The sequence below is a fragment of the Pseudomonas sp. BC42 genome (assembly GCF_021560055.1).
GTDB lineage: Bacteria > Pseudomonadota > Gammaproteobacteria > Pseudomonadales > Pseudomonadaceae > Aquipseudomonas.
Genome location: NZ_CP091067.1, coordinates 5,344,945 through 5,362,344 on the forward strand (window position 1 = coordinate 5,344,945; position 17,400 = coordinate 5,362,344).

Annotated in this window: 18 protein-coding genes; 5 read left to right on the forward strand and 13 right to left on the reverse strand. The window is 63.9% G+C overall.

What is annotated here, in order from left to right; translation table 11 throughout:
• Positions 1 to 26: 26 nt before the first annotated feature.
• Positions 27 to 1,289: an OprD family porin gene (locus L1O02_RS24100; protein WP_060842667.1), complete on the forward strand. Its 1,263-nt coding sequence runs from the start codon at positions 27 to 29 to the stop codon at positions 1,287 to 1,289.
• Between the two features lie 71 nt (positions 1,290 to 1,360).
• Here L1O02_RS24100 and pcaC read toward each other — a convergent pair whose 3' ends face one another.
• The 11 genes from pcaC to pcaR all read right to left on the reverse strand — a co-directional run bounded on the left by pcaC (position 1,361) and on the right by pcaR (position 12,460).
• Entirely contained in the window at positions 1,361 to 1,753 is a 393-nt protein-coding gene (gene pcaC / locus L1O02_RS24105) for a 4-carboxymuconolactone decarboxylase (protein ID WP_060837883.1), read from the reverse strand.
• A 22-nt stretch (positions 1,754 to 1,775) separates the two neighbouring features.
• Positions 1,776 to 2,564, reverse strand: a complete 789-nt coding sequence (gene pcaD / locus L1O02_RS24110; RefSeq protein ID WP_060842666.1) for a 3-oxoadipate enol-lactonase — start codon at positions 2,562 to 2,564, stop codon at positions 1,776 to 1,778.
• Between the two features lie 11 nt (positions 2,565 to 2,575).
• Complete coding sequence (locus L1O02_RS24115) at positions 2,576 to 3,940, reverse strand: 3-carboxy-cis,cis-muconate cycloisomerase (protein ID WP_060837881.1); 1,365 nt, start codon at positions 3,938 to 3,940, stop codon at positions 2,576 to 2,578.
• Between the two features lie 48 nt (positions 3,941 to 3,988).
• Entirely contained in the window at positions 3,989 to 5,284 is a 1,296-nt protein-coding gene (locus L1O02_RS24120; RefSeq protein ID WP_060837880.1) for an MFS family transporter, read from the reverse strand.
• 239 nt (positions 5,285 to 5,523) lie between these two features.
• Positions 5,524 to 6,090, reverse strand: a complete 567-nt coding sequence (gene pcaG, locus L1O02_RS24125) for a protocatechuate 3,4-dioxygenase subunit alpha (protein ID WP_060837879.1) — start codon at positions 6,088 to 6,090, stop codon at positions 5,524 to 5,526.
• A 1-nt stretch (position 6,091) separates the two neighbouring features.
• Entirely contained in the window at positions 6,092 to 6,796 is a 705-nt protein-coding gene (gene pcaH / locus L1O02_RS24130; RefSeq protein WP_060837878.1) for a protocatechuate 3,4-dioxygenase subunit beta, read from the reverse strand.
• Between the two features lie 37 nt (positions 6,797 to 6,833).
• Positions 6,834 to 8,039 (reverse strand): 3-oxoadipyl-CoA thiolase, encoded by a 1,206-nt coding sequence (pcaF, locus tag L1O02_RS24135; protein WP_173655930.1) that lies wholly within the window; start codon positions 8,037 to 8,039, stop codon positions 6,834 to 6,836.
• On the reverse strand, positions 8,036 to 8,815 hold the full coding sequence (locus L1O02_RS24140; RefSeq protein WP_060837876.1) for a CoA-transferase subunit beta: 780 nt from the start codon (positions 8,813 to 8,815) through the stop codon (positions 8,036 to 8,038). The genes pcaF and L1O02_RS24140 overlap by 4 nt, the downstream gene beginning before the upstream one ends.
• Positions 8,815 to 9,672: a CoA transferase subunit A gene (locus tag L1O02_RS24145; RefSeq protein WP_060837875.1), complete on the reverse strand. Its 858-nt coding sequence runs from the start codon at positions 9,670 to 9,672 to the stop codon at positions 8,815 to 8,817. The genes L1O02_RS24140 and L1O02_RS24145 overlap by 1 nt, the downstream gene beginning before the upstream one ends.
• Positions 9,673 to 9,981: 309 nt before the next feature.
• Positions 9,982 to 11,328 carry an MFS transporter gene (locus L1O02_RS24150; RefSeq protein ID WP_129405460.1) on the reverse strand — a complete coding sequence of 449 codons (1,347 nt, stop codon included), beginning with the start codon at positions 11,326 to 11,328 and terminating at the stop codon, positions 9,982 to 9,984.
• Between the two features lie 289 nt (positions 11,329 to 11,617).
• Positions 11,618 to 12,460 carry a pca regulon transcriptional regulator PcaR gene (gene pcaR / locus L1O02_RS24155; RefSeq protein ID WP_060837873.1) on the reverse strand — a complete coding sequence of 281 codons (843 nt, stop codon included), beginning with the start codon at positions 12,458 to 12,460 and terminating at the stop codon, positions 11,618 to 11,620.
• A gap of 685 nt (positions 12,461 to 13,145) precedes the next feature.
• On the opposite strand from pcaR, the gene L1O02_RS24160 reads away from it, so the two are divergent.
• Together L1O02_RS24160 and L1O02_RS24165 are read left to right on the forward strand one after the other, a co-directional pair.
• Complete coding sequence (locus L1O02_RS24160) at positions 13,146 to 13,346, forward strand: hypothetical protein (protein ID WP_016962562.1); 201 nt, start codon at positions 13,146 to 13,148, stop codon at positions 13,344 to 13,346.
• Positions 13,347 to 13,721: 375 nt separating this feature from the next.
• A complete protein-coding gene (locus L1O02_RS24165) occupies positions 13,722 to 15,197 on the forward strand; it encodes an inorganic phosphate transporter (protein ID WP_060837872.1) in 1,476 nt (491 codons plus the stop codon).
• A gap of 135 nt (positions 15,198 to 15,332) precedes the next feature.
• On the opposite strand, the gene ccoM is transcribed toward L1O02_RS24165, so the two are convergent.
• The gene (gene ccoM / locus L1O02_RS31145; RefSeq protein WP_015634423.1) at positions 15,333 to 15,449 is read right to left on the reverse strand and encodes a cytochrome c oxidase subunit CcoM; all 117 of its coding nucleotides are present in this window, start codon (positions 15,447 to 15,449) and stop codon (positions 15,333 to 15,335) included.
• 145 nt (positions 15,450 to 15,594) lie between these two features.
• Complete coding sequence (locus L1O02_RS24170) at positions 15,595 to 15,756, reverse strand: hypothetical protein (protein WP_092320233.1); 162 nt, start codon at positions 15,754 to 15,756, stop codon at positions 15,595 to 15,597.
• A 194-nt stretch (positions 15,757 to 15,950) separates the two neighbouring features.
• Between L1O02_RS24170 and L1O02_RS24175 the strand changes: the two genes are divergently transcribed.
• Positions 15,951 to 16,841 carry a LysR substrate-binding domain-containing protein gene (locus tag L1O02_RS24175; RefSeq protein WP_235758868.1) on the forward strand — a complete coding sequence of 297 codons (891 nt, stop codon included), beginning with the start codon at positions 15,951 to 15,953 and terminating at the stop codon, positions 16,839 to 16,841.
• A gap of 88 nt (positions 16,842 to 16,929) precedes the next feature.
• Complete coding sequence (locus L1O02_RS24180; RefSeq protein WP_060842662.1) at positions 16,930 to 17,400, forward strand: RidA family protein; 471 nt, start codon at positions 16,930 to 16,932, stop codon at positions 17,398 to 17,400.

The window sequence follows — 17,400 nt, forward strand, 5'->3', positions numbered from 1 at the left end:
CCCCTAACAATTAGAGAGACCGACACATGAAGCCAATCACCCCGCCACAACACCTTGTGCCCTGCCTTCTGGCGGTGGCGTTGACCAGCCTCGCCCTGCCGGCAGTGGCCGCGGAATCGGGCTTTTTCGAGGACGCCCAGGCCAACCTGAACCTGCGCAACTTCTACATCAACCGCAACTTCACCAACCCGACCAAGGCTCAGGGCAAGGCCGAAGAGTGGACTCAGAGCTTCATCCTCGACGCCAAGTCGGGTTTCACCCAGGGCACCGTGGGGTTCGGCATGGATGTGCTGGGCCTGTACTCGCTCAAGCTCGACGGTGGCAAGGGCACCGGCGGCACCCAGTTGCTGCCCCTGGACCACGACGGCCGCCCGGCGGACAACTTCGGGCGCCTGGGGGTAGCGTTCAAGGCCCGCTTGTCGCAGACCGAGGTCAAGGTCGGCGAGTGGATGCCGGTGCTGCCGATCCTGCGTTCCGATGACGGCCGCTCGCTGCCGCAGACCTTCCGCGGCGGCCAGATCACCTCCAGGGAAATCGCCGGCCTGACGCTCTACGGCGGCCAGTTCCGCGGCAACAGCCCGCGCGACGACAGCAGCATGAGCGACATGACGATGTTCGGCAAAGCGGCCTTCACTTCCGACCGCTTCAACTTCCAGGGCGCCGAATACGCCTTCAACGACAAGCGCACCCAGGTCGCCCTGTGGAACGCCCAGCTCAAGGACATCTACCGCCAGCAGTTCGTCAACCTGATCCACACCCAGCCTCTGGGCGACTGGACCCTGGGCGCCAACCTGGGCTTCTTCTACGGCAAGGAAGACGGCAGCGCCCGTGCCGGCGATCTGGAAAACCGCACCTGGTCCGGCCTGTTCTCGGCCAAGTACGGCGGCAACACCTTCTATGTCGGCCTGCAGAAACTCACCGGCCCCAGCGCCTGGATGCGGGTCAACGGCACCAGCGGTGGCACCCTGGCAAACGACAGCTTCAACGCCAGCTACGACAACGCCCAGGAAAGATCCTGGCAGCTGCGCCATGACTACAACTTCGCCGCCCTGGGAGTGCCAGGCCTGACCCTGATGAACCGCTACATCAGCGGCAGCAACGTGCACACCGCCACGGTCAGCGACGGCAAGGAATGGGGCCGGGAAAGCGAGCTGGGCTACACGGTGCAGAGCGGTACGCTGAAGAACCTCAACCTGAAATGGCGCAACTCCACCATGCGCCGGGATTTCAGCAACAACGAGTTCGACGAAAACCGCCTGATCGTCAGCTATCCGTTGAGCCTGCTGTAACGGCGCATCAGCCCCACAAAAAAGGCCAGCCCGGTGATCGGGCTGGCCTTTTTGTTGGGCCGTGGAACGGGTTACAGGCGCGACTCGGTGCCCAGTTCGTCCCACACCGATTCGGCCAGGTGGAAGGTGGCATTGGCCGCCGGGATGCCGCAGTAGATCGCGCTCTGCATGATCACTTCCTTGATCTCGCCACGGCTCACGCCGTTATTGGCGGCAGCCCGCAGGTGCAACTTGAGCTCTTCGTTGCGGTTCATGCCGATCAGCATGGCAATGGTGATCAGGCTGCGGGTGTGCCGCGGCAGGCCCGGGCGGGTCCAGATATCGCCCCAGGCATGGCGGGTGATCATTTCCTGGAATTCCGAGTTGAACTCGTTCAGGGCATTCAGGCTGCGGTCGACATGGGCATCGCCCAATACCGCGCGGCGCACCTGCATGCCGGCGTCATAACGTTGTTTCTCGTCCACGAAGGGCTCCTTGAATCGATGCTCAGGCCAGCAGGAATTCCACGACACGGGCGCTGAACGCGTCGCCGGCCTGGACGTTGGACAGGTGCGCGGCATAGAACTCGGCGTACTCGGCGCCGGCCACGTGCTGCTCGATGAAGTGACCGCCGGAGGGCGGAGTCACCGCGTCGTCACTGCCGGAAATCACCAGGGTCGGCACCTTGATCGCCCCCAGTTGCTCGCGGAAATCCGCATCGCGCACCGCCGCACAGTTGGCGGCATAGCCCTGGGGCGAAGTGGCGGCGAGCATGTCGGTAATCAGCTTGGCCTGGTCAGGGTGGGCTTGGGCGAAGTCGGCGGTGAACCAGCGGGCGATGGAGGCGTCACGCAGCGCCACCATGGCCGCCGGGCCGTCACGCAGCACGGTCTCGATCCGCGGGTTCCACACCGAGGGCTCGCCGATCTTGGCCGCGGTGTTGCACACCACCAGTTTGTGCAAACGCTCGCCGGCGTTGATCCCCAGCCACTGGCCGATCAGGCCGCCCATGGACAGGCCGCAGAAATGCGCACGCTGGATATCCAGGGCATCCAGCAACGCCAGCACATCCCGGCCCAGTTGCTCGATGCTGTAGGGCCCCTCGCTCACCAGCGAAAGACCATGGCCGCGGGTGTCCATGCGCAGCACCCGGAAGTGCCGGGTAAAGGCCGCCATCTGCTTGTCCCACATACGCAGATCGGTGCCCAGGGAGTTGGACAGCACCAGTACCGGCGCGCCCTCTGGTCCTTCGAGTTGATAGTGCAGATCGCCCTCGGCGAGTTTCACGAATCCCACAGCAGTCTCCTTCAGGCCTTCAAGGCAAAATGTTCAGCCACGGCGCGCTCGACCCAGGCCTGGGCCTGACCGAGGTAATGCGCCGGATCCATCAGACGATCCAGCTCTGCCGCCGACAGCTCGGCGCAGACCCGGGCATCGTCCGCCAATACCTCGCGCAGATGGCGTTGTTCCTCCACCGCACGCTTGCAGCATTGTTCCAACAGGTGATGGGCGGTTTCCCGGCCCAGGCGCTGGGCCAGTTCAATGCTCACCGCTTCGGCCAGGACCAGGCCCCGGGTCAGGTCGAGGTTGCGCGCCATGCGGGCGCTGTCGACCTGCAACCCCTCGGCCACCAGCAAGGCTTGTTGCAGCGCCCCGGACACCAGGCAGCAGATGTCCGGCAGGGTGTCCCATTCGGCGTGCCACAGGCCGAGACTGCGCTCGTGCTCCTGGGGCATGGCGGTGAACATTGTCGCCAGGAGGCCCGGAACCCGGGTCGCGGCGCTGATCAGTACCGCCGCGCCCACCGGATTGCGCTTGTGCGGCATGGTGGACGAACCGCCCTTGCCCGGCGCAGCAGGCTCGAAGACTTCCGCCGCCTCGGTCTGCATCAGCAGGCTGATATCGCGCCCCAGCTTGCCCAGGCTGCCGGCCAGCAGGCCCAGCACCGAGGCGAACTCCACCAGGCGGTCGCGCTGGGTGTGCCAAGGCTGTTCCGGCAGGCGGAGCTGCAGTTCCTCGGCCAGGGCCCGGGCAATCGGCAGGGCCTGCTCGCCGAGGGCCGCGAGGGTTCCGGAGGCGCCGCCGAACTGCAGCACCAGCAGGCGCGGCTTGAGTTGTTGCAGGCGTTCGCGGCTGCGGGTCACCGCCCCCAGCCAACCGGCGATCTTCATGCCCAGGGTCACCGGCGTCGCGTGCTGCAGCCAGGTTCGGCCGGCCAGGGGCGTGTCGGCATGACGCGTGGCCTGGGCCGCCAGAAGGTCCCCCAGGCGCAACAGGTCCTGCTCCAGCAACTGCACGGCGCGGCGCAGTTGCAGCACCAGCCCGCTGTCCATCACGTCCTGGCTGGTGGCTCCCAGGTGCACATAGCGTTCGGCCTCACCATCGCTGCGGGCGATCTGCTTGCCCAGGGCCTTGACCAGGGGAATCGCCGAATTGCCGGCCGTGGCAATCGCCTCTCCCAGGGCCTGGAAATCATAGAGTTGCGCCCGGCAGGCCGCCTCGATCGGGGCCACGGCACGCTGCGGGATCAGCCCGACCCGCGCCTCGGCGCGGGCCAGGGCCGCCTCGAAGTCGAGCATGGCCTGGACCCGCCCCTGGTCGCAGAACACTCCGCGCATTTCCCGGGCAGTGAAGTAGGCATCGAACAACTGGTTGCTCGCAGTCAGGGTCATAAACAGTCCTTAGCAAGCCTGCGCCCGGCTCGGGCGCAGGCACACAGGTCAAAGATCATGGTGCAGGTAGGCCGCCTGCTTCGGCAGGCGCAGGCTGAACAGGAAGGCTATCGCCATCATCGCCGTGACGTACCAGTAGAAGGTGTTTTCCATGCCCATGTTCTTGAAGTTCAGGGCCACCCATTCCGCCGAGCCACCGAAGATCGCATTGGCCACCGCATAAGCCAAGCCCACCCCCAGCGCGCGCACCTGCGGCGGGAACATCTCGGCCTTCACCAGGCCGCTGATGGAGGTGTAGAAACTGACGATGGCCAGGGCCAGGGTGATCAGCACAAAGGCCAGGAACGGACTGGTGACGGTCTTCAGGGTCAGCAGGATCGGCACGGTGAACAGGGTGCCCAGGGCGCCGAACCAGAGCATGGAATTACGTCGGCCGATCTTGTCCGCCAGCATGCCGAACAGCGGCTGCATGCACATATAGAGGAACAGCGCGCCGGTCATGATGTAGCTGGCGGTCTTGGCGTGCATGCCCGCGGTGTTCACCAGGTACTTCTGCATGTAGGTGGTGAAGGTGTAGAAAATCAGCGAGCCGCCGGCGGTGTAGCCCAGCACGGTGATGAAGGCCGCCGAGTGATTCTTGAACAGCGCGGCGACGCTGCCGGCGTCCTTGTTCTCGCGCATCTCCTTGCTGGTGGTTTCCTTCAGCGAACGCCGCAGCAGCAGCGAGATCAGCGCCGCGATGGCACCGATCACGAACGGAACGCGCCAGCCCCAGGCCTTGAGCTCGGCCTCATCGAGAAACTGCTGGAGAACCACCACCACCGACACCGCCAGCAGTTGCCCGCCGATCAGGGTCACGTACTGGAAGGAGGCGAAGAACCCGCGCTGGCCCTTGAGCGCCACTTCACTCATGTAGGTGGCGGTGGTGCCGTACTCGCCGCCCACCGACAGGCCCTGGAACAGGCGCGCCACCAGCAGCAGGAACGGCGCCCAGGCACCGATGCTGGCGTAGGTCGGCAAAAAGGCGATGACCAGGGAGCCGGCACACATCATCAGCACCGAGATCATCATCGAGTTCTTGCGCCCGTGGCGGTCGGCAACCCGGCCGAACAGCCAGCCGCCGATGGGCCGCATCAAAAAGCCGGCGGCGAACACCCCGGCGGTGTTGAGCAACTGCACCGTGGGATCGTCGGAGGGGAAAAATGCCGGGGCGAAGTAGATGGCGCAAAAGGCATAGACGTAGAAGTCGAACCATTCCACCAGGTTGCCGGAGGAGGCACCGACAATGGCAAAGATCCTTTTGCTGCGCTCCTCTGCGGTGTAGTGACTTGTGCTTGTTGTCATGATTTTTCACTCGTGGGGGACAGTGTGAGTCTAGACACACCTGGCAACACTCCCGTTCCCTACGGGACATGGGCCCTATGGTTCTGCCTGTAGCCGCTGCCGAGCCACGGCGAGGCTGCGAAAGGCCGGGCCGCGTTCGGTACGCAGGGCCTTGCTTGGCACTCTCTCGCCAAACTCGCCGCAACCGCGTCCCTTCGGGCCGTTCGCAGCCTGCGGCAGCGGCTACACCGTGCTCCGGCTCAGTAATCGAAGAACACCGTCTCGGCGTCGGTCCCCTGGAGAATCACGTTCCACTGGTAGTGACCGGCGGCATCGGCCCTGGCCAGCAAGGTACCGCGGCGCTCCTCGGGCACGCAGGCCAACAGCGGGTCGGCGGCGTTGGCCGGCTCGCCGTCGAAGTAGATGCGAGTCAGCAGGTGCTTGACCAGGCCACGGGCGAACACCAGCACCACCAGGTGCGGCGCCTGGGTCGTGCCCTTGAGGCCCGGCACCGTGCCCGGCTTGATGGTGGTGAAGCGAAAGCGCCCTTCGGCGTCCACCGGCACCCGGCCAAATCCCTGGAAGTGCGGGTCCAGGGGCTTGTCCTGCTGATCTTCCGGGTGGCGGTACTTGCCGGCGGCATTGGCCTGCCAGACTTCCAGCATGGCGTCGTTGACGAAGTTGCCGTTGCCGTCCACCACCTGGCCGGTGATCGCCACCCGCTCGCCCCGAGTGCCTTCCTCGGTCAGGTCTTCGCGGTTCAGCCAGGTCAGGCCGATGTGGTAGTAGGGGCCGACGGTGTGGGAGGTAGTCGCGGTCAGGGTCATGTCATTTCTCCATCGGCGTGGCATCGCGGCCGCGCAGGACGATGTCCCAACGGTAACCGAGGGCGTAGGAAGGGATGGTTTTCTCCAGATCGAAACGGGCGATCAGGCGTTCCTTGGCGCGGGTGTCCGGCACGCAGTTGTAGATCGGGTCATATTCCAGCAGCGGGTCGCCGGGGAAATACATCTGGGTCACCAGACGGGTGAGGATGCTCGGGCCGAACAGCGAGAAGTGGATATGCGCCGGACGCCAGGCATTGTGGTGGTTGCCCCAGGGGTAGGCGCCGGGCTTGATGGTCTGGAACTGATACCAGCCGTCGGCATCGGTCACGGTGCGCCCGGTGCCGGTGAAGTTCGGATCCAGCGGTGCATCGTGCAGGTCGCGGTCGTGGTTGTAGCGACCGGCGGCGTTGGCCTGCCAGATCTCCACCAGGATGCCCGGCACCGGCAGGCCGTTTTCGTCCAGCACGCGGCCGTGGATGATGATCCGCTCGCCCTGGGGCTGGCCTGCGTGCTGCGCGGTCAGGTCGTTGTCCCGTTCCTGGATCGATTCGGCGCCGATGCTCGGGCCGGTGATTTCCGACAGCGAATGGGGCAGGAACACCAGCGGCTTGGACGGCGAGCGGGTGTTGGTCGACTGGTAGGCCGGGTGCAGATAATCAGGCTGAGTGCCCGCTTGCGGGCGCCGGTAACCGGGCTTGTCACTCATGGTGGTTCCTCGTTCTCTTCTTGTATAAGGCAGGCAGTCAGACCCGCTCGATGGCCAGCGCCAGCCCTTGGCCGACACCTACGCACATGGTGGCCAGGCCTTTTTTACCACCGCTCTTTTCCAGCTGATGCAGGGCCGTCAGCACCAGGCGCGCACCACTCATGCCCAGTGGATGGCCCAGGGCAATGGCGCCGCCATTGGGGTTGACCTGTGGCGCATCGTCCGCCAGGCCCAGCTCGCGCAGCACCGCCAGGCCCTGGCTGGCGAAGGCTTCGTTGAGCTCGATCACGTCGAAATCGCTGACCGCCACGCCCAGGCGTTCGATCAACTTGCGCACCGCCGGCACCGGGCCAATGCCCATCACTCGCGGCGCCACCCCGGCGCTGGCCATGCCCAGCACCCGCGCACGCGGGGTCAGGCCGTGTTTCTTGACCGCCTCGGCCGACGCCAGGATCAGCGCCGCGGCGCCGTCGTTGACCCCGGAGGCGTTGCCGGCGGTGACGGTCTTGTCCGGGCCGTTGACCGGCTTGAGCTTGGCCAGGGTTTCCAGGGTGGTATCGGCACGCGGATGTTCGTCCTGCTCCACCACTGTCTCGCCCTTCTTGTGGGCGATGCGCACCGGGACGATTTCCTCGGCGAAGTAGCCGGCGGCCTGGGCCGCGGCGGTGCGCTGCTGGCTGCGCAGGGCGAAGGCGTCCTGGTCGGCGCGGGACACCTGATAGTCGTCGGCCACGTTATCGGCGGTCTGCGGCATGGCGTCCACGCCGTACTGGGCCTTCATCAGCGGGTTGATGAAACGCCAGCCGATGGTGGTGTCTTCCAGCTTCATGTTGCGCGAGAAGGCGCTGTCAGCCTTGCCCATGACAAAGGGCGCGCGGGACATGGACTCGACGCCGCCGGCAATCGCCAGCTCCATCTCGCCGCTGGCGATGGCGCGGAACGCGGTGCCGATGGCGTCCAGGCCCGAGGCGCAGAGACGGTTGAGGGTGACCCCGGGCACGCTGTCCGGCAGGCCCGCCAGCAGCAACGCCATGCGTGCCACGTTGCGGTTGTCCTCGCCGGCCTGGTTGGCGCAGCCGAGGAACACCTCGTCCAGCGCGCTCCAGTCCACGCCCGGGTTGCGCTCCATCAGCGCCTTGATCGGCACTGCCGCCAGGTCATCGGCACGGACGGCCGAGAGGCCGCCGCCAAAACGGCCGATGGGGGTACGAATGGCATCGCAAATGAATACGTCACGCATCAGGCTTCTCCAGGAGCTTGGCCATGGGCCGCGGCGGTGCGCGCTTCCAGGTCACGCAGGGCAGTGAGTTCGACTTCGGTGGGTGCGGCCGTTTCGGCCACGTGCTCGGCGAAACGGATCGCCCAGCCGGTGGCGGCCACTACCTGCTCGCGGGTCACGCCCGGGTGCAGCGAGGTGACGATGAATTCGTGGGTGCCGGCTTCCGGCTCCATGATGCACAGGTCGGTGATGATCCCCACCGGACCGGCGCCGGGCAGGCCCAGGCGCTTGCGCGAGTCGCCACCCTCGCCGTGACCGACGGAGGTGATGAAATCCAGCTTGTCGACAAAGGAGCGGGACGACTGCTTGAGGATGATCAGTACGCTTTTCGCCGAACCGGCGATTTCCGGAGCACCGCCGGCGCCCGGCAGGCGTACCTTGGGCCGGTGGTAATCACCGACCACGGTGGTGTTGATGTTGCCGAAACGGTCGACCTGGGCAGCCCCGAGGAAACCCACGTCGATGCGTCCGCCCTGCAGCCAGTAGCGGAAGATCTCGCCGGTAGGCACCACGGTGTCGGCGGTTTCCGCCAGCTCGCCGTCACCGATGGACAGCGGCAGCACGCTGGGCTTGGCGCCGATCGGGCCGGACTCGTAGATCAGTACCACGTCTGGCGACGAGGTCAGGCGCGCCAGGTTGGCGGCCTTGGAGGGCAGGCCGATGCCGACGAAGCACACCGAGCCGTTCTGCAGGCGACGGGCAGCGGCCACGGTCATCATTTCATTGGTGGAGTAGTTCATTACTTGGCCTCCGAAGCTGCGGCCAGCTTGGCCTGGAATTCGCTGAAGTCGGCACTGCCGCGGATGTATTCGTTGATCCAGGCGGTGAAGGTTTCACGGTCGCGGGCGATCGGATCCCAGGCCTGGTAGAAGCGGTTGTCGCGCTCGGAGTAACCGTGGGCATAGGACGGATGGGCACCGCCTGGCACATGGCAGACCGCGCTCAGGGCCCAGGTCGGCAGCACGCAGGCGTTCATCGGGGCGTTCAGGTCGTCGACGATTTCCTCGACGGTGACGATGCAGCGCTTGGCGGCCAGGGCGGCCTCTTTCTGCACCCCCAGGATCCCCCACAGCAGGACGTTGCCCTTGCGGTCGGCTTTCTGCGCATGGATCACCGTGACATCGGGGCGTACCGAAGGCACCGCCGCCAGTACTTCACCGGTGAAGGGGCAGGTCACGGTCTTGATCAGCGGGTTGACCTTGGGCAGGTCGGAGCCGGCGTAGGCCCGCAGTACGGCAAACGGCAAGCCCGAAGCACCGGCGACATAGGCGTTGGCCAGGTCGGCGTGGCTGTGCTCTTCGATTTCCAGCGGCTGAGGCCACTGTTTTTCCACGGCATCGCGCAGGCGGTGCAGGGAGCCCACACCCGGGTTGCCGCCCCAGGAGAAAATCAGCTTGCGAGCGCAACCGGCACCGATCAACTGGTCGTAGATCAAGTCAGGGGTCATGCGCACCAGGGTCAGGTCTTTCTTGCCCTGGCGGATGATTTCATGACCTGCGGCCGTAGGAATCAGGTGGGTGAAGCCTTCGAGCGCGACGGTGTCGCCGTCGTTGACGAATTGCTTCACCGCGTCGTGCAGCGAAAGGATTTCAGCCATGGATGGGGTCTCCCGATTGTTATTCAGCGACTGGAGAAAAAGGCGCTCTGGGCGCGCCGCAGTGACTGAAGATTAAGCGGGAGCCAGACCCCAAACAATCCGATAATCGACTGAGTGTTCGATTATCGAACGCATTGTTGCGTGGCTATCGATTACCGCTCTCCCGTCCCGAAACAGCCTTGCGGGTCGGCTAGTGGCCGCCGCCGCAGGCTGCGATGGGGCTTGAAGAACCTTGCGCAGGACCTTGGAACAGCGGGCCCCTCCGGGCCCGCGGGCAGCCTGCGACAGCGCCTAGGGGGCGAGATGGCCTCAGGTGGCGTCGGCGTGGCTGACCATGCCCTTGATCACCACGGCGGTGGTGGCCAAGGCCGCCGGAATCACCAGGGCGGTCAGTACCTGTTCGAAGTTCCAGCCCAGGCCCAGCAGGGTCGCCCCCATCCAGGCGCCGAGGATGGCACCGAAACGGCCGATGCCGAGCATCCAGGACACCCCGGTGGCCCGCCCCTGGGTCGGATAGAAACGCGCCGCCAGGGACGGCATCGCCGATTGCGCGCCGTTGACGCACATGCCGGCGATCAGCACCAGGGTGGCGAGCAGGGTGATGCTGCCCAGGCTTTGCCCCACGGCGTAGGCAAAGACCCCGGCCAGCAGGTAGAAACAGCCGATCACCTTGTGCGGATTGAAACGGTCCATGGCCCAGCCCACGGCTACGGCGCTGAGCACCCCGCCGAACTGGAACAGGGCGCCGATAAAGGCGGCCTGCTCCATGCTCGCCCCGCTGTCCCGCATCAGGGTCGGCAGCCAGCTGGTCAGCAGGTAGACAATCACCAGGCCCATGAAATAGGTCAGCCACAGCAGCAAGGTGCCCACGCTGTAAGTGCCGGAGAAGATCACCGCGAACACGTTGCGCGCCTTCACCGTCTTCTGCTCGGGCACGCTGAAACTGCCGGCCTCGCCGACGATGGCCGGGGCGATCGGCGCCAGGGTCTTGCGCACCCTGTCGGTGCCGCGATTGCGCACCACCAGGTAACGCGCCGACTCCGGTAACCAGACCACCAGCACCAGGGCCAGGATCAACGGCAGAATTCCGCCAATCAGCAGCAGGCTGTGCCAGCCGAAGGCCGGAATCAGCTTGGCGGAAATGAAGCCACCGCCGGCCATGCCCAGGTTGAAACCGCAGAACATGCTGGTTACCAGCAGCGATTTGTGGCGCTCGGGGGTGTATTCCGACAGCAGCGTGGTGGCGTTGGGCATGCCCGCCCCCAGCCCCAGGCCGGTGAGAAAGCGCAGGACCAGCAACTGATCGACATTGGTGCTATAGGCCGACGCCAGGCTGAAGGCGCCGAACAGCAGCACCGCCCCCACCAGCACCACCTTGCGCCCGAAACGGTCGGCCAGGGGTCCAGAGCCCAGGGCGCCGAAGACCATGCCGATCAGCGCGGCGCTCATCACCGGGCCGAGGCTGGCGCGGTCGATGCCCCAGTCCTGGGACAGCGCCGGGGCGATGAAGCCCATGGCCGCGGTGTCCAGGCCATCGAGGAAGACAATCAGAAAACACAGGATCACCACTCGCCACTGGTAACGGGACAAGGGTTGGGCATTGATGAAGGACTGCACATCAAGGCAGTTCCCTACAGCGGATTGAGGTTGGTTCATTGTTGTTATTTCCACACTAAAACGCAGGCGAGCAAAGGCCGCCAGGGGCTGATCAGGTCACGTAGAAAGGGTGGAGTAAATCAGGCGACTCGGGCGGGACGGCAGGAACGGTCACGGCAACGACGCAGGGAGAGCATGCTCATGAGTTGGCCTCTTCATTATTATTGGACGGGTCATCGGCGCAGACCGGCAATGCCGGCTGGCCGCCGATGACGCTGCCGCGACATTAATGAGCCAGGGGAAACAGCGTCAATTCGTCCGAGGCGGATCTGTGCGTTTATCGAACAGCTTAAGCAAACAGCTGGGCGCTCAGATCGCGGCTGGCGCTCAGCAGGCCGGGCAAAAAGCGCTGTTCCAACTCGGCGCGGCTGACCCGGCCGGCGTGGGTGCTGACGTTCAATGCCGCCAGCACCTGGCCCGAGGCGTCGTACACCGGCACGGCGATCGAGCGCAGCCCCTGCTCCAGCTCCTGGTCGACAATGCACCAGCCTTGCCGACGCACCTGTTGCAGGCATTCCAGCAGGGCTTCCGGTGTATGCAGGGTGCGACTGGTCTTGGCCTGCAGGTCGGCGTGCTCCAGGTACTCATGCAACGAAGAGTCGTCCAGGGCCGCCAGCAGGATGCGCCCCATGGACGTGCAATAGGCCGGCAGGCGCCCGCCGACCGACAGGTCCACGGAAATCAGGCGCTGGGTGGTGGCGGAACGGGCGATGTAGAGAATGTCGTCGCCTTCCAGGGTGGCCATGTTGCAAGCCTCGTGGAGCTGCTCGCTCATGCGGTCCAGATAGGGCTGAGCGGAAACCGCCAGGGGCGTCGACGACAGGTAGGCATGGCCCAGGGTCAGCACCTTGGGCAGCAGCGAATAGGTGCGCCCATCGGTGGTGGCGTAGCCCAGCTTGATCAGGGTGTGCAGGCAACGACGCACCGCGGCCCGGGGAATTTCCGTGCGGTGGCTGATCTGGGCGATGGTCAGGTGGCGCTTGCGCTCCTGGAACGCCTGCACCACTGCCAGGCCACGAGCCAGGGAAGTCATGAAATCCGGGTCACCGGTCAACGCCTGAATCCTCTTCGCAGCCGAAGCCACGATCGGCGGCGCCACCGAGGTAAAGGAATTACGCATCTGATCGTTCATTTCAGGTTCCCTGCGACAAAATTCGGCCGTATTACAAGCCGTATTGGAGAGACAGCACAAGCTGCCACCGGCAACATTGGGCGATTATCGAACCGGCGACCGATAATCGCAATCCGCCGCGCTTGAGGCCGCCACCCTCTTCAGCACTCTTTTATTGCAAAAACTCATAGTAATAATCGCCAGCCGACGCTGGCGCTGCGCGCTGTTTTTTCCATTCGCCACTTGTATAAAGAGCAGCGACGCCCCATCTAGACTTCCATTGGTGGAGTACGAAAACAGGAAGCATCGTGTAGGAAGTGTTTCGAACTTCCGTGTCACAAAATACTCACAATAAAGTTGGCTATTTTAAACTTGTCGCCCATAGAGTTATTCTTCGCCGCGGCTATACTGCACGAGCGAGGAACACGGAGTGAGTCCCGCTCCCGCCTCGCCCAGGTGACGCCAGGCTGTAATCGATCACCTGCCGCAAGCGCTTGACCTCAAAGCAGATTCGGCCAATCCGCTTGCAACAAACAACACTGTTGCTACGACAGTTGTCTTCATCCGGTGACGTGGCCGCATGCAACAAAAGGCACGCTGGAACGGATCACGAATCGGCAGCCCCAGAAGCCCGATTCGGATTGTTATAGTCGCCCACAGGCAATGCGTTACGCCGGAATGGACCTTTACTCAATTAGGTAACACTGTGACGAAAGACGAACTGCGCGCGGAACTTGAGCGCCAGGAACAACGTTACAAGGAAGTTTACGGCGGCGAGATCACCCGCTATGCCGCCCAGCCCGAACCGGAACGCAAACCTTGGCGCAAACGCGCAACTATTCGCGATCAGGCTTTCACTCAAGAACTGCAAAAGATGGAAAAAGAGCTCAAGGCCGAACAGCCATAATCCTGGCGGCCTGACTTCATGGGGCTTGCTCGCTGGTCCGCACGATGATCTCGGCGGCCTGGCAGACTATTGATGCTCGCCACCCCGGGCCCTTCGCCACCTTGTCCCATCCGGACGAGAATCGGCACCCGGCAGGCCCTTTCGCTGAAATTTCATACGATCGTTTTAACCTTTGCTTCACGCCGGTCGAGCCCGCACTCATGGCGCTCAAACCCAATAAACTCAATGGGTTGCCAGGCTCGACGAGAATCGACAAAAACTCTGCTCTGGGTCAGTTTTTTCGTTGAAGAATGTTACCGGTGAGCACCTTGTGCATTGATTACCAGGGTTTTCTGGCATAATCGCGCCCCCTTATGACCGGGTCAGAAAACCTTCATGATCGATTTATTCAGCGGACTGGATGCTTGGGTGCTTGTGAGCCTCTTGCTCGCCCTGGCTTTTGTCCTCGCCTACGAGTTCATCAACGGCTTTCATGACACCGCTAATGCGGTTGCCACTGTTATCTACACCAAAGCCATGCCGCCGCACCTGGCCGTATTCTTTTCCGGTGTATTCAATTTTCTCGGTGTGCTGCTGGGCGGGGTCGGCGTGGCCTATGCCATCGTCCACCTGCTGCCGGTGGAACTGCTGATCAATGTCAACACCGGCCACGGTCTGGCCATGGTCTTCTCGCTGCTGGCGGCGGCCATCGCCTGGAACCTGGGCACCTGGTATTTCGGCATCCCGGCCTCCAGCTCCCACACCCTGATCGGCTCGATCCTCGGTGTCGGCCTGGCCAATGCCCTGCTCAACGACATCCCGCTGGGAGATGGCGTGAACTGGCAGAAAGCGATCGATATCGGCGCTTCCCTGGTGTTCTCGCCGATGGCCGGCTTCCTGATTGCCGCGCTGGTGCTGATCGGCCTGAAATGGTGGCGGCCGATCTCCAAGATGCACAAGACCCCGGAACAGCGCCGCAAGGTCGATGACAAGAAGCACCCACCGTTCTGGAACCGTCTGGTGCTGGTGATCTCGGCCATGGCCGTGAGCTTCGTCCACGGTTCCAACGACGGTCAGAAAGGCATTGGCCTGATCATGCTGGTGCTGATCGGTATCGTCCCCGCGCAGTTCGTGCTGGACCTCAACAGCACCACCTACCAGATCGAGCGGACCCGCGACGCAACCCTGCACCTGAGCCAGTTCTATGAGCGCAACCACGACTCCCTGGGCGAATTCCTGGCCCTGGGCAAGAGCGTGAAAGACGACCTGCCGGGCAAGTTCCGCTGCAATCCGCAACAAACCGAGCCGACCATCAGCGCCCTGCTGAGCAGCCTCAAGGGTGTCGCCGATTACCACTCGCTGTCGCCGGAGAGCCGCATCGAGGTGCGTCGCTACCTGCTGTGCCTGGACGACACGGCGAAGAAAGTGGGCAAACTGCCGGACCTGGCAGCCCGTGAAAAGGCTGACCTGGACAAGCTGCGCAAGGACCTGACCGCCACCACCGAGTACGCGCCGTTCTGGGTAATCCTGGCGGTGGCCCTGGCACTGGGCCTGGGCACCATGATCGGCTGGAAGCGCGTGGTACTGACCATTGGCGAGAAGATCGGCAAACAGGGCATGACCTACGCTCAGGGCATGTCGGCACAGATCACCGCCGCGGGCCTGATCGGCCTGGCGAATATCTTCAGCCTGCCGGTGTCCACCACCCACGTACTCTCCTCCGGCGTGGCCGGGACCATGGTCGCCAACAAGAGCGGCCTGCAGAGCGGCACGGTGAAGACCATCCTGCTGGCCTGGGTCCTGACCCTGCCGGCCACGGTGGCCCTGTCGGCCGGCCTGTTCTGGGCGGCGTCGAAGGTCCTGGGCACCTGATCCACCCGCCCGGGAATAAAAAAGGTGCGCCCCCAGGGACGCACCTTTTTTTATGCCGCACGCTTTTCTGCAGGCAAAAAAAAGGGCAACCGAAGTTGCCCAAAATGCCTTGCGTGCTCGTTGCTCTGGAGAGACTTAAGGTTTTTTACGCTTATTCGCGTCTTTCCAGATGAAGAATCCAAACCCTGCGAAAAACAGAACCATGAGGCCGACAGTCAGCACTCCGGCGATCACCACATTGTCGAAAAACATGACTGGCCTCCTGCTCTTGCCCTGTTGCGATGGGGCTAAGTTAACCAAAGAGGCGGCGGGGAAAATTGACCGGGGTCAATGTCGCCCATGAGTGGGCGCAAGGAAGGGGGAATAACTGACCTGTATCAACAAAAAAGCACCCTGTTCAGCGCTTTTTCGGTTTGTTTTTCGGTTTTTTCTTGGCTTTGCCCAGCGGCATGGCCTGTTCGAATGCCTGGCGCACTTCGTTCAGGCGCTTTTCATTGAGGTCATGCACGCGCTTGGCGCGCTCGGCGGTCAGGTCGATCAGTTTGTCGTCTTGATTCATGGCTTGGCTTGCATCACTCGAAGTCAATATCGACCGCACGGTCTGGAACCCGGGACGGCCTTGGCGAATGTGCCAATAATGCGACGCGGCGCCGCACCTGACCAGTGATCAGACCAACGCGAATGCAATAAAGTCGCTGCCAGACAGATTTTTTATCCGCACAATGGCCGCCCCCCACCCACAGGAAAGCGGATGTGCAAACGCCCCAGCACCTGCCCCCCCTACTGGCCCTGCGCGCCTTCGAGGCCGTGGCCCGCCACCTGAGTTTCAGCAAGGCAGCCCGGGAGCTGTGTGTCAGCCAGAGCGCGATCAGCCATCAAGTGCACAAGCTCGAACAGCACCTGGGCCAGCCACTGTTTGTGCGGCGCACCCGCGCCATCGACCTGACCGCCGCTGGCGCCGCCTATTACCAGCAGATCCGGCCGGCCCTGGAGCAGATCGCCGCAGCCACCCGGGCACTGCTGGCCGCGGAGCCGCCGCGGGTGCTGCGCGTTGGCCTGCTGGCGTCCTTCGCCACCTTGTGGCTGGCCCCGCGCCTGGCGGACTTCAGCCGCCGCCACCCAGAGATCCAGCTGGAGCTGCAACCGGCAATCGACCTGGCGGATGTGGCCGGGGCCGAGGTCGACCTGGCCATTCGCTACGGCAAGGGCAACTGGCCCAAGGTCGAGGCCAGGCGCTTTCTCGCCGAACAGCTGTCGCCGGTGTGCAGCCCGGAGTTCAAGGCCCGCGCCCTGGCCAATGGCACCTTGCTGATGGCCCGCTCCCACCGGCCCTTTGAGTGGGACGACTGGAGCAGGCAGAACAGCATCGACCTCGGCTCCCACCCCAGCGTCATGCTCCACGACTACAACATCGTGGTGGAAGCGGCAGTGGCCGGCCAAGGCATCGCCATGGGCCGCCGTCAGCTGATCCGCCGCCACCTCGCCCAAGGTAGCCTGGTGGATGCCTTCGACCTGCCCTCCCTGCACAGCCCTCACATCGGCTACTGGCTGGTGACCGCCAAAGGTGCGGCCAATCCGTCGGCCGAGTGTTTTGCACACTGGTTAATGGAGCAAGGGTTGATGGAACAGGGCCGCGACACATGAGAAATTCAGATACGTCGGATTAGATCTATCCGTTTGTCGCCCCGAGAGCGAACACCGATGCTGCAAGCCTTTCATTCGAGGACTTGCCATGGGTGACTCTCTGCAACAACGCGTGCAACAACTGGGTCTTGAGCTGCCGCGTCCCGGCCAGCCGATCGCCAACTACGTCAATCATGTCAGCAGTCAGAACCTGCTGTTCATCTCCGGGCAGACGCCGTCGGCCGAGGAGCATCCGCAATTGCTTGGCCGACTCGGTGACAACCTCAGCGTCGAGCAAGGCGCCCAGGCCGCGGAACTGGCGGCCCTGGCCCTGCTGGCGCAACTGGCGGCCGCCCTGGGTGACGACCTGTCACGGCTGCAACGCATCAGTCGGCTGGGGGTGTTCATCGCCGCCAGCACCGACTTCAAGCAGCATGGCCAGGTCGCCAACGGGGCCTCCAACCTGCTGGTCAATGCCTTGGGCGACAAGGGCCGGCATGCCCGCACCTCGGTGGGCGTCGCCAGCCTGCCCGCCGGTGTCGCGGTGGAGGTCGACGGGATTTTCGAGCTCAAGCCGTGA

Bases quoted from the DNA above. Each gene is read 5' to 3' on its own strand.
- L1O02_RS24165 (WP_060837872.1), top strand. From the start codon at position 13,722: ATGATCGATTTATTCAGCGGACTGGATGCTTGGGTGCTTGTGAGCCTC.
- L1O02_RS24115 (WP_060837881.1), bottom strand. From the start codon at position 3,940: ATGACCCTGACTGCGAGCAACCAGTTGTTCGATGCCTACTTCACTGCC.
- L1O02_RS24100 (WP_060842667.1), top strand. From the start codon at position 27: ATGAAGCCAATCACCCCGCCACAACACCTTGTGCCCTGCCTTCTGGCG.
- L1O02_RS24140 (WP_060837876.1), bottom strand. From the start codon at position 8,815: ATGAACTACTCCACCAATGAAATGATGACCGTGGCCGCTGCCCGTCGC.
- pcaH (WP_060837878.1), bottom strand. From the start codon at position 6,796: ATGAGTGACAAGCCCGGTTACCGGCGCCCGCAAGCGGGCACTCAGCCT.
- L1O02_RS24120 (WP_060837880.1), bottom strand. From the start codon at position 5,284: ATGACAACAAGCACAAGTCACTACACCGCAGAGGAGCGCAGCAAAAGG.
- L1O02_RS24150 (WP_129405460.1), bottom strand. From the start codon at position 11,328: ATGAACCAACCTCAATCCGCTGTAGGGAACTGCCTTGATGTGCAGTCC.
- L1O02_RS24145 (WP_060837875.1), bottom strand. From the start codon at position 9,672: ATGGCTGAAATCCTTTCGCTGCACGACGCGGTGAAGCAATTCGTCAAC.
- pcaG (WP_060837879.1), bottom strand. From the start codon at position 6,090: ATGACCCTGACCGCGACTACCTCCCACACCGTCGGCCCCTACTACCAC.
- L1O02_RS24180 (WP_060842662.1), top strand. From the start codon at position 16,930: ATGGGTGACTCTCTGCAACAACGCGTGCAACAACTGGGTCTTGAGCTG.
- L1O02_RS24170 (WP_092320233.1), bottom strand. From the start codon at position 15,756: ATGAATCAAGACGACAAACTGATCGACCTGACCGCCGAGCGCGCCAAG.
- ccoM (WP_015634423.1), bottom strand. From the start codon at position 15,449: ATGTTTTTCGACAATGTGGTGATCGCCGGAGTGCTGACTGTCGGCCTC.
- pcaR (WP_060837873.1), bottom strand. From the start codon at position 12,460: ATGAACGATCAGATGCGTAATTCCTTTACCTCGGTGGCGCCGCCGATC.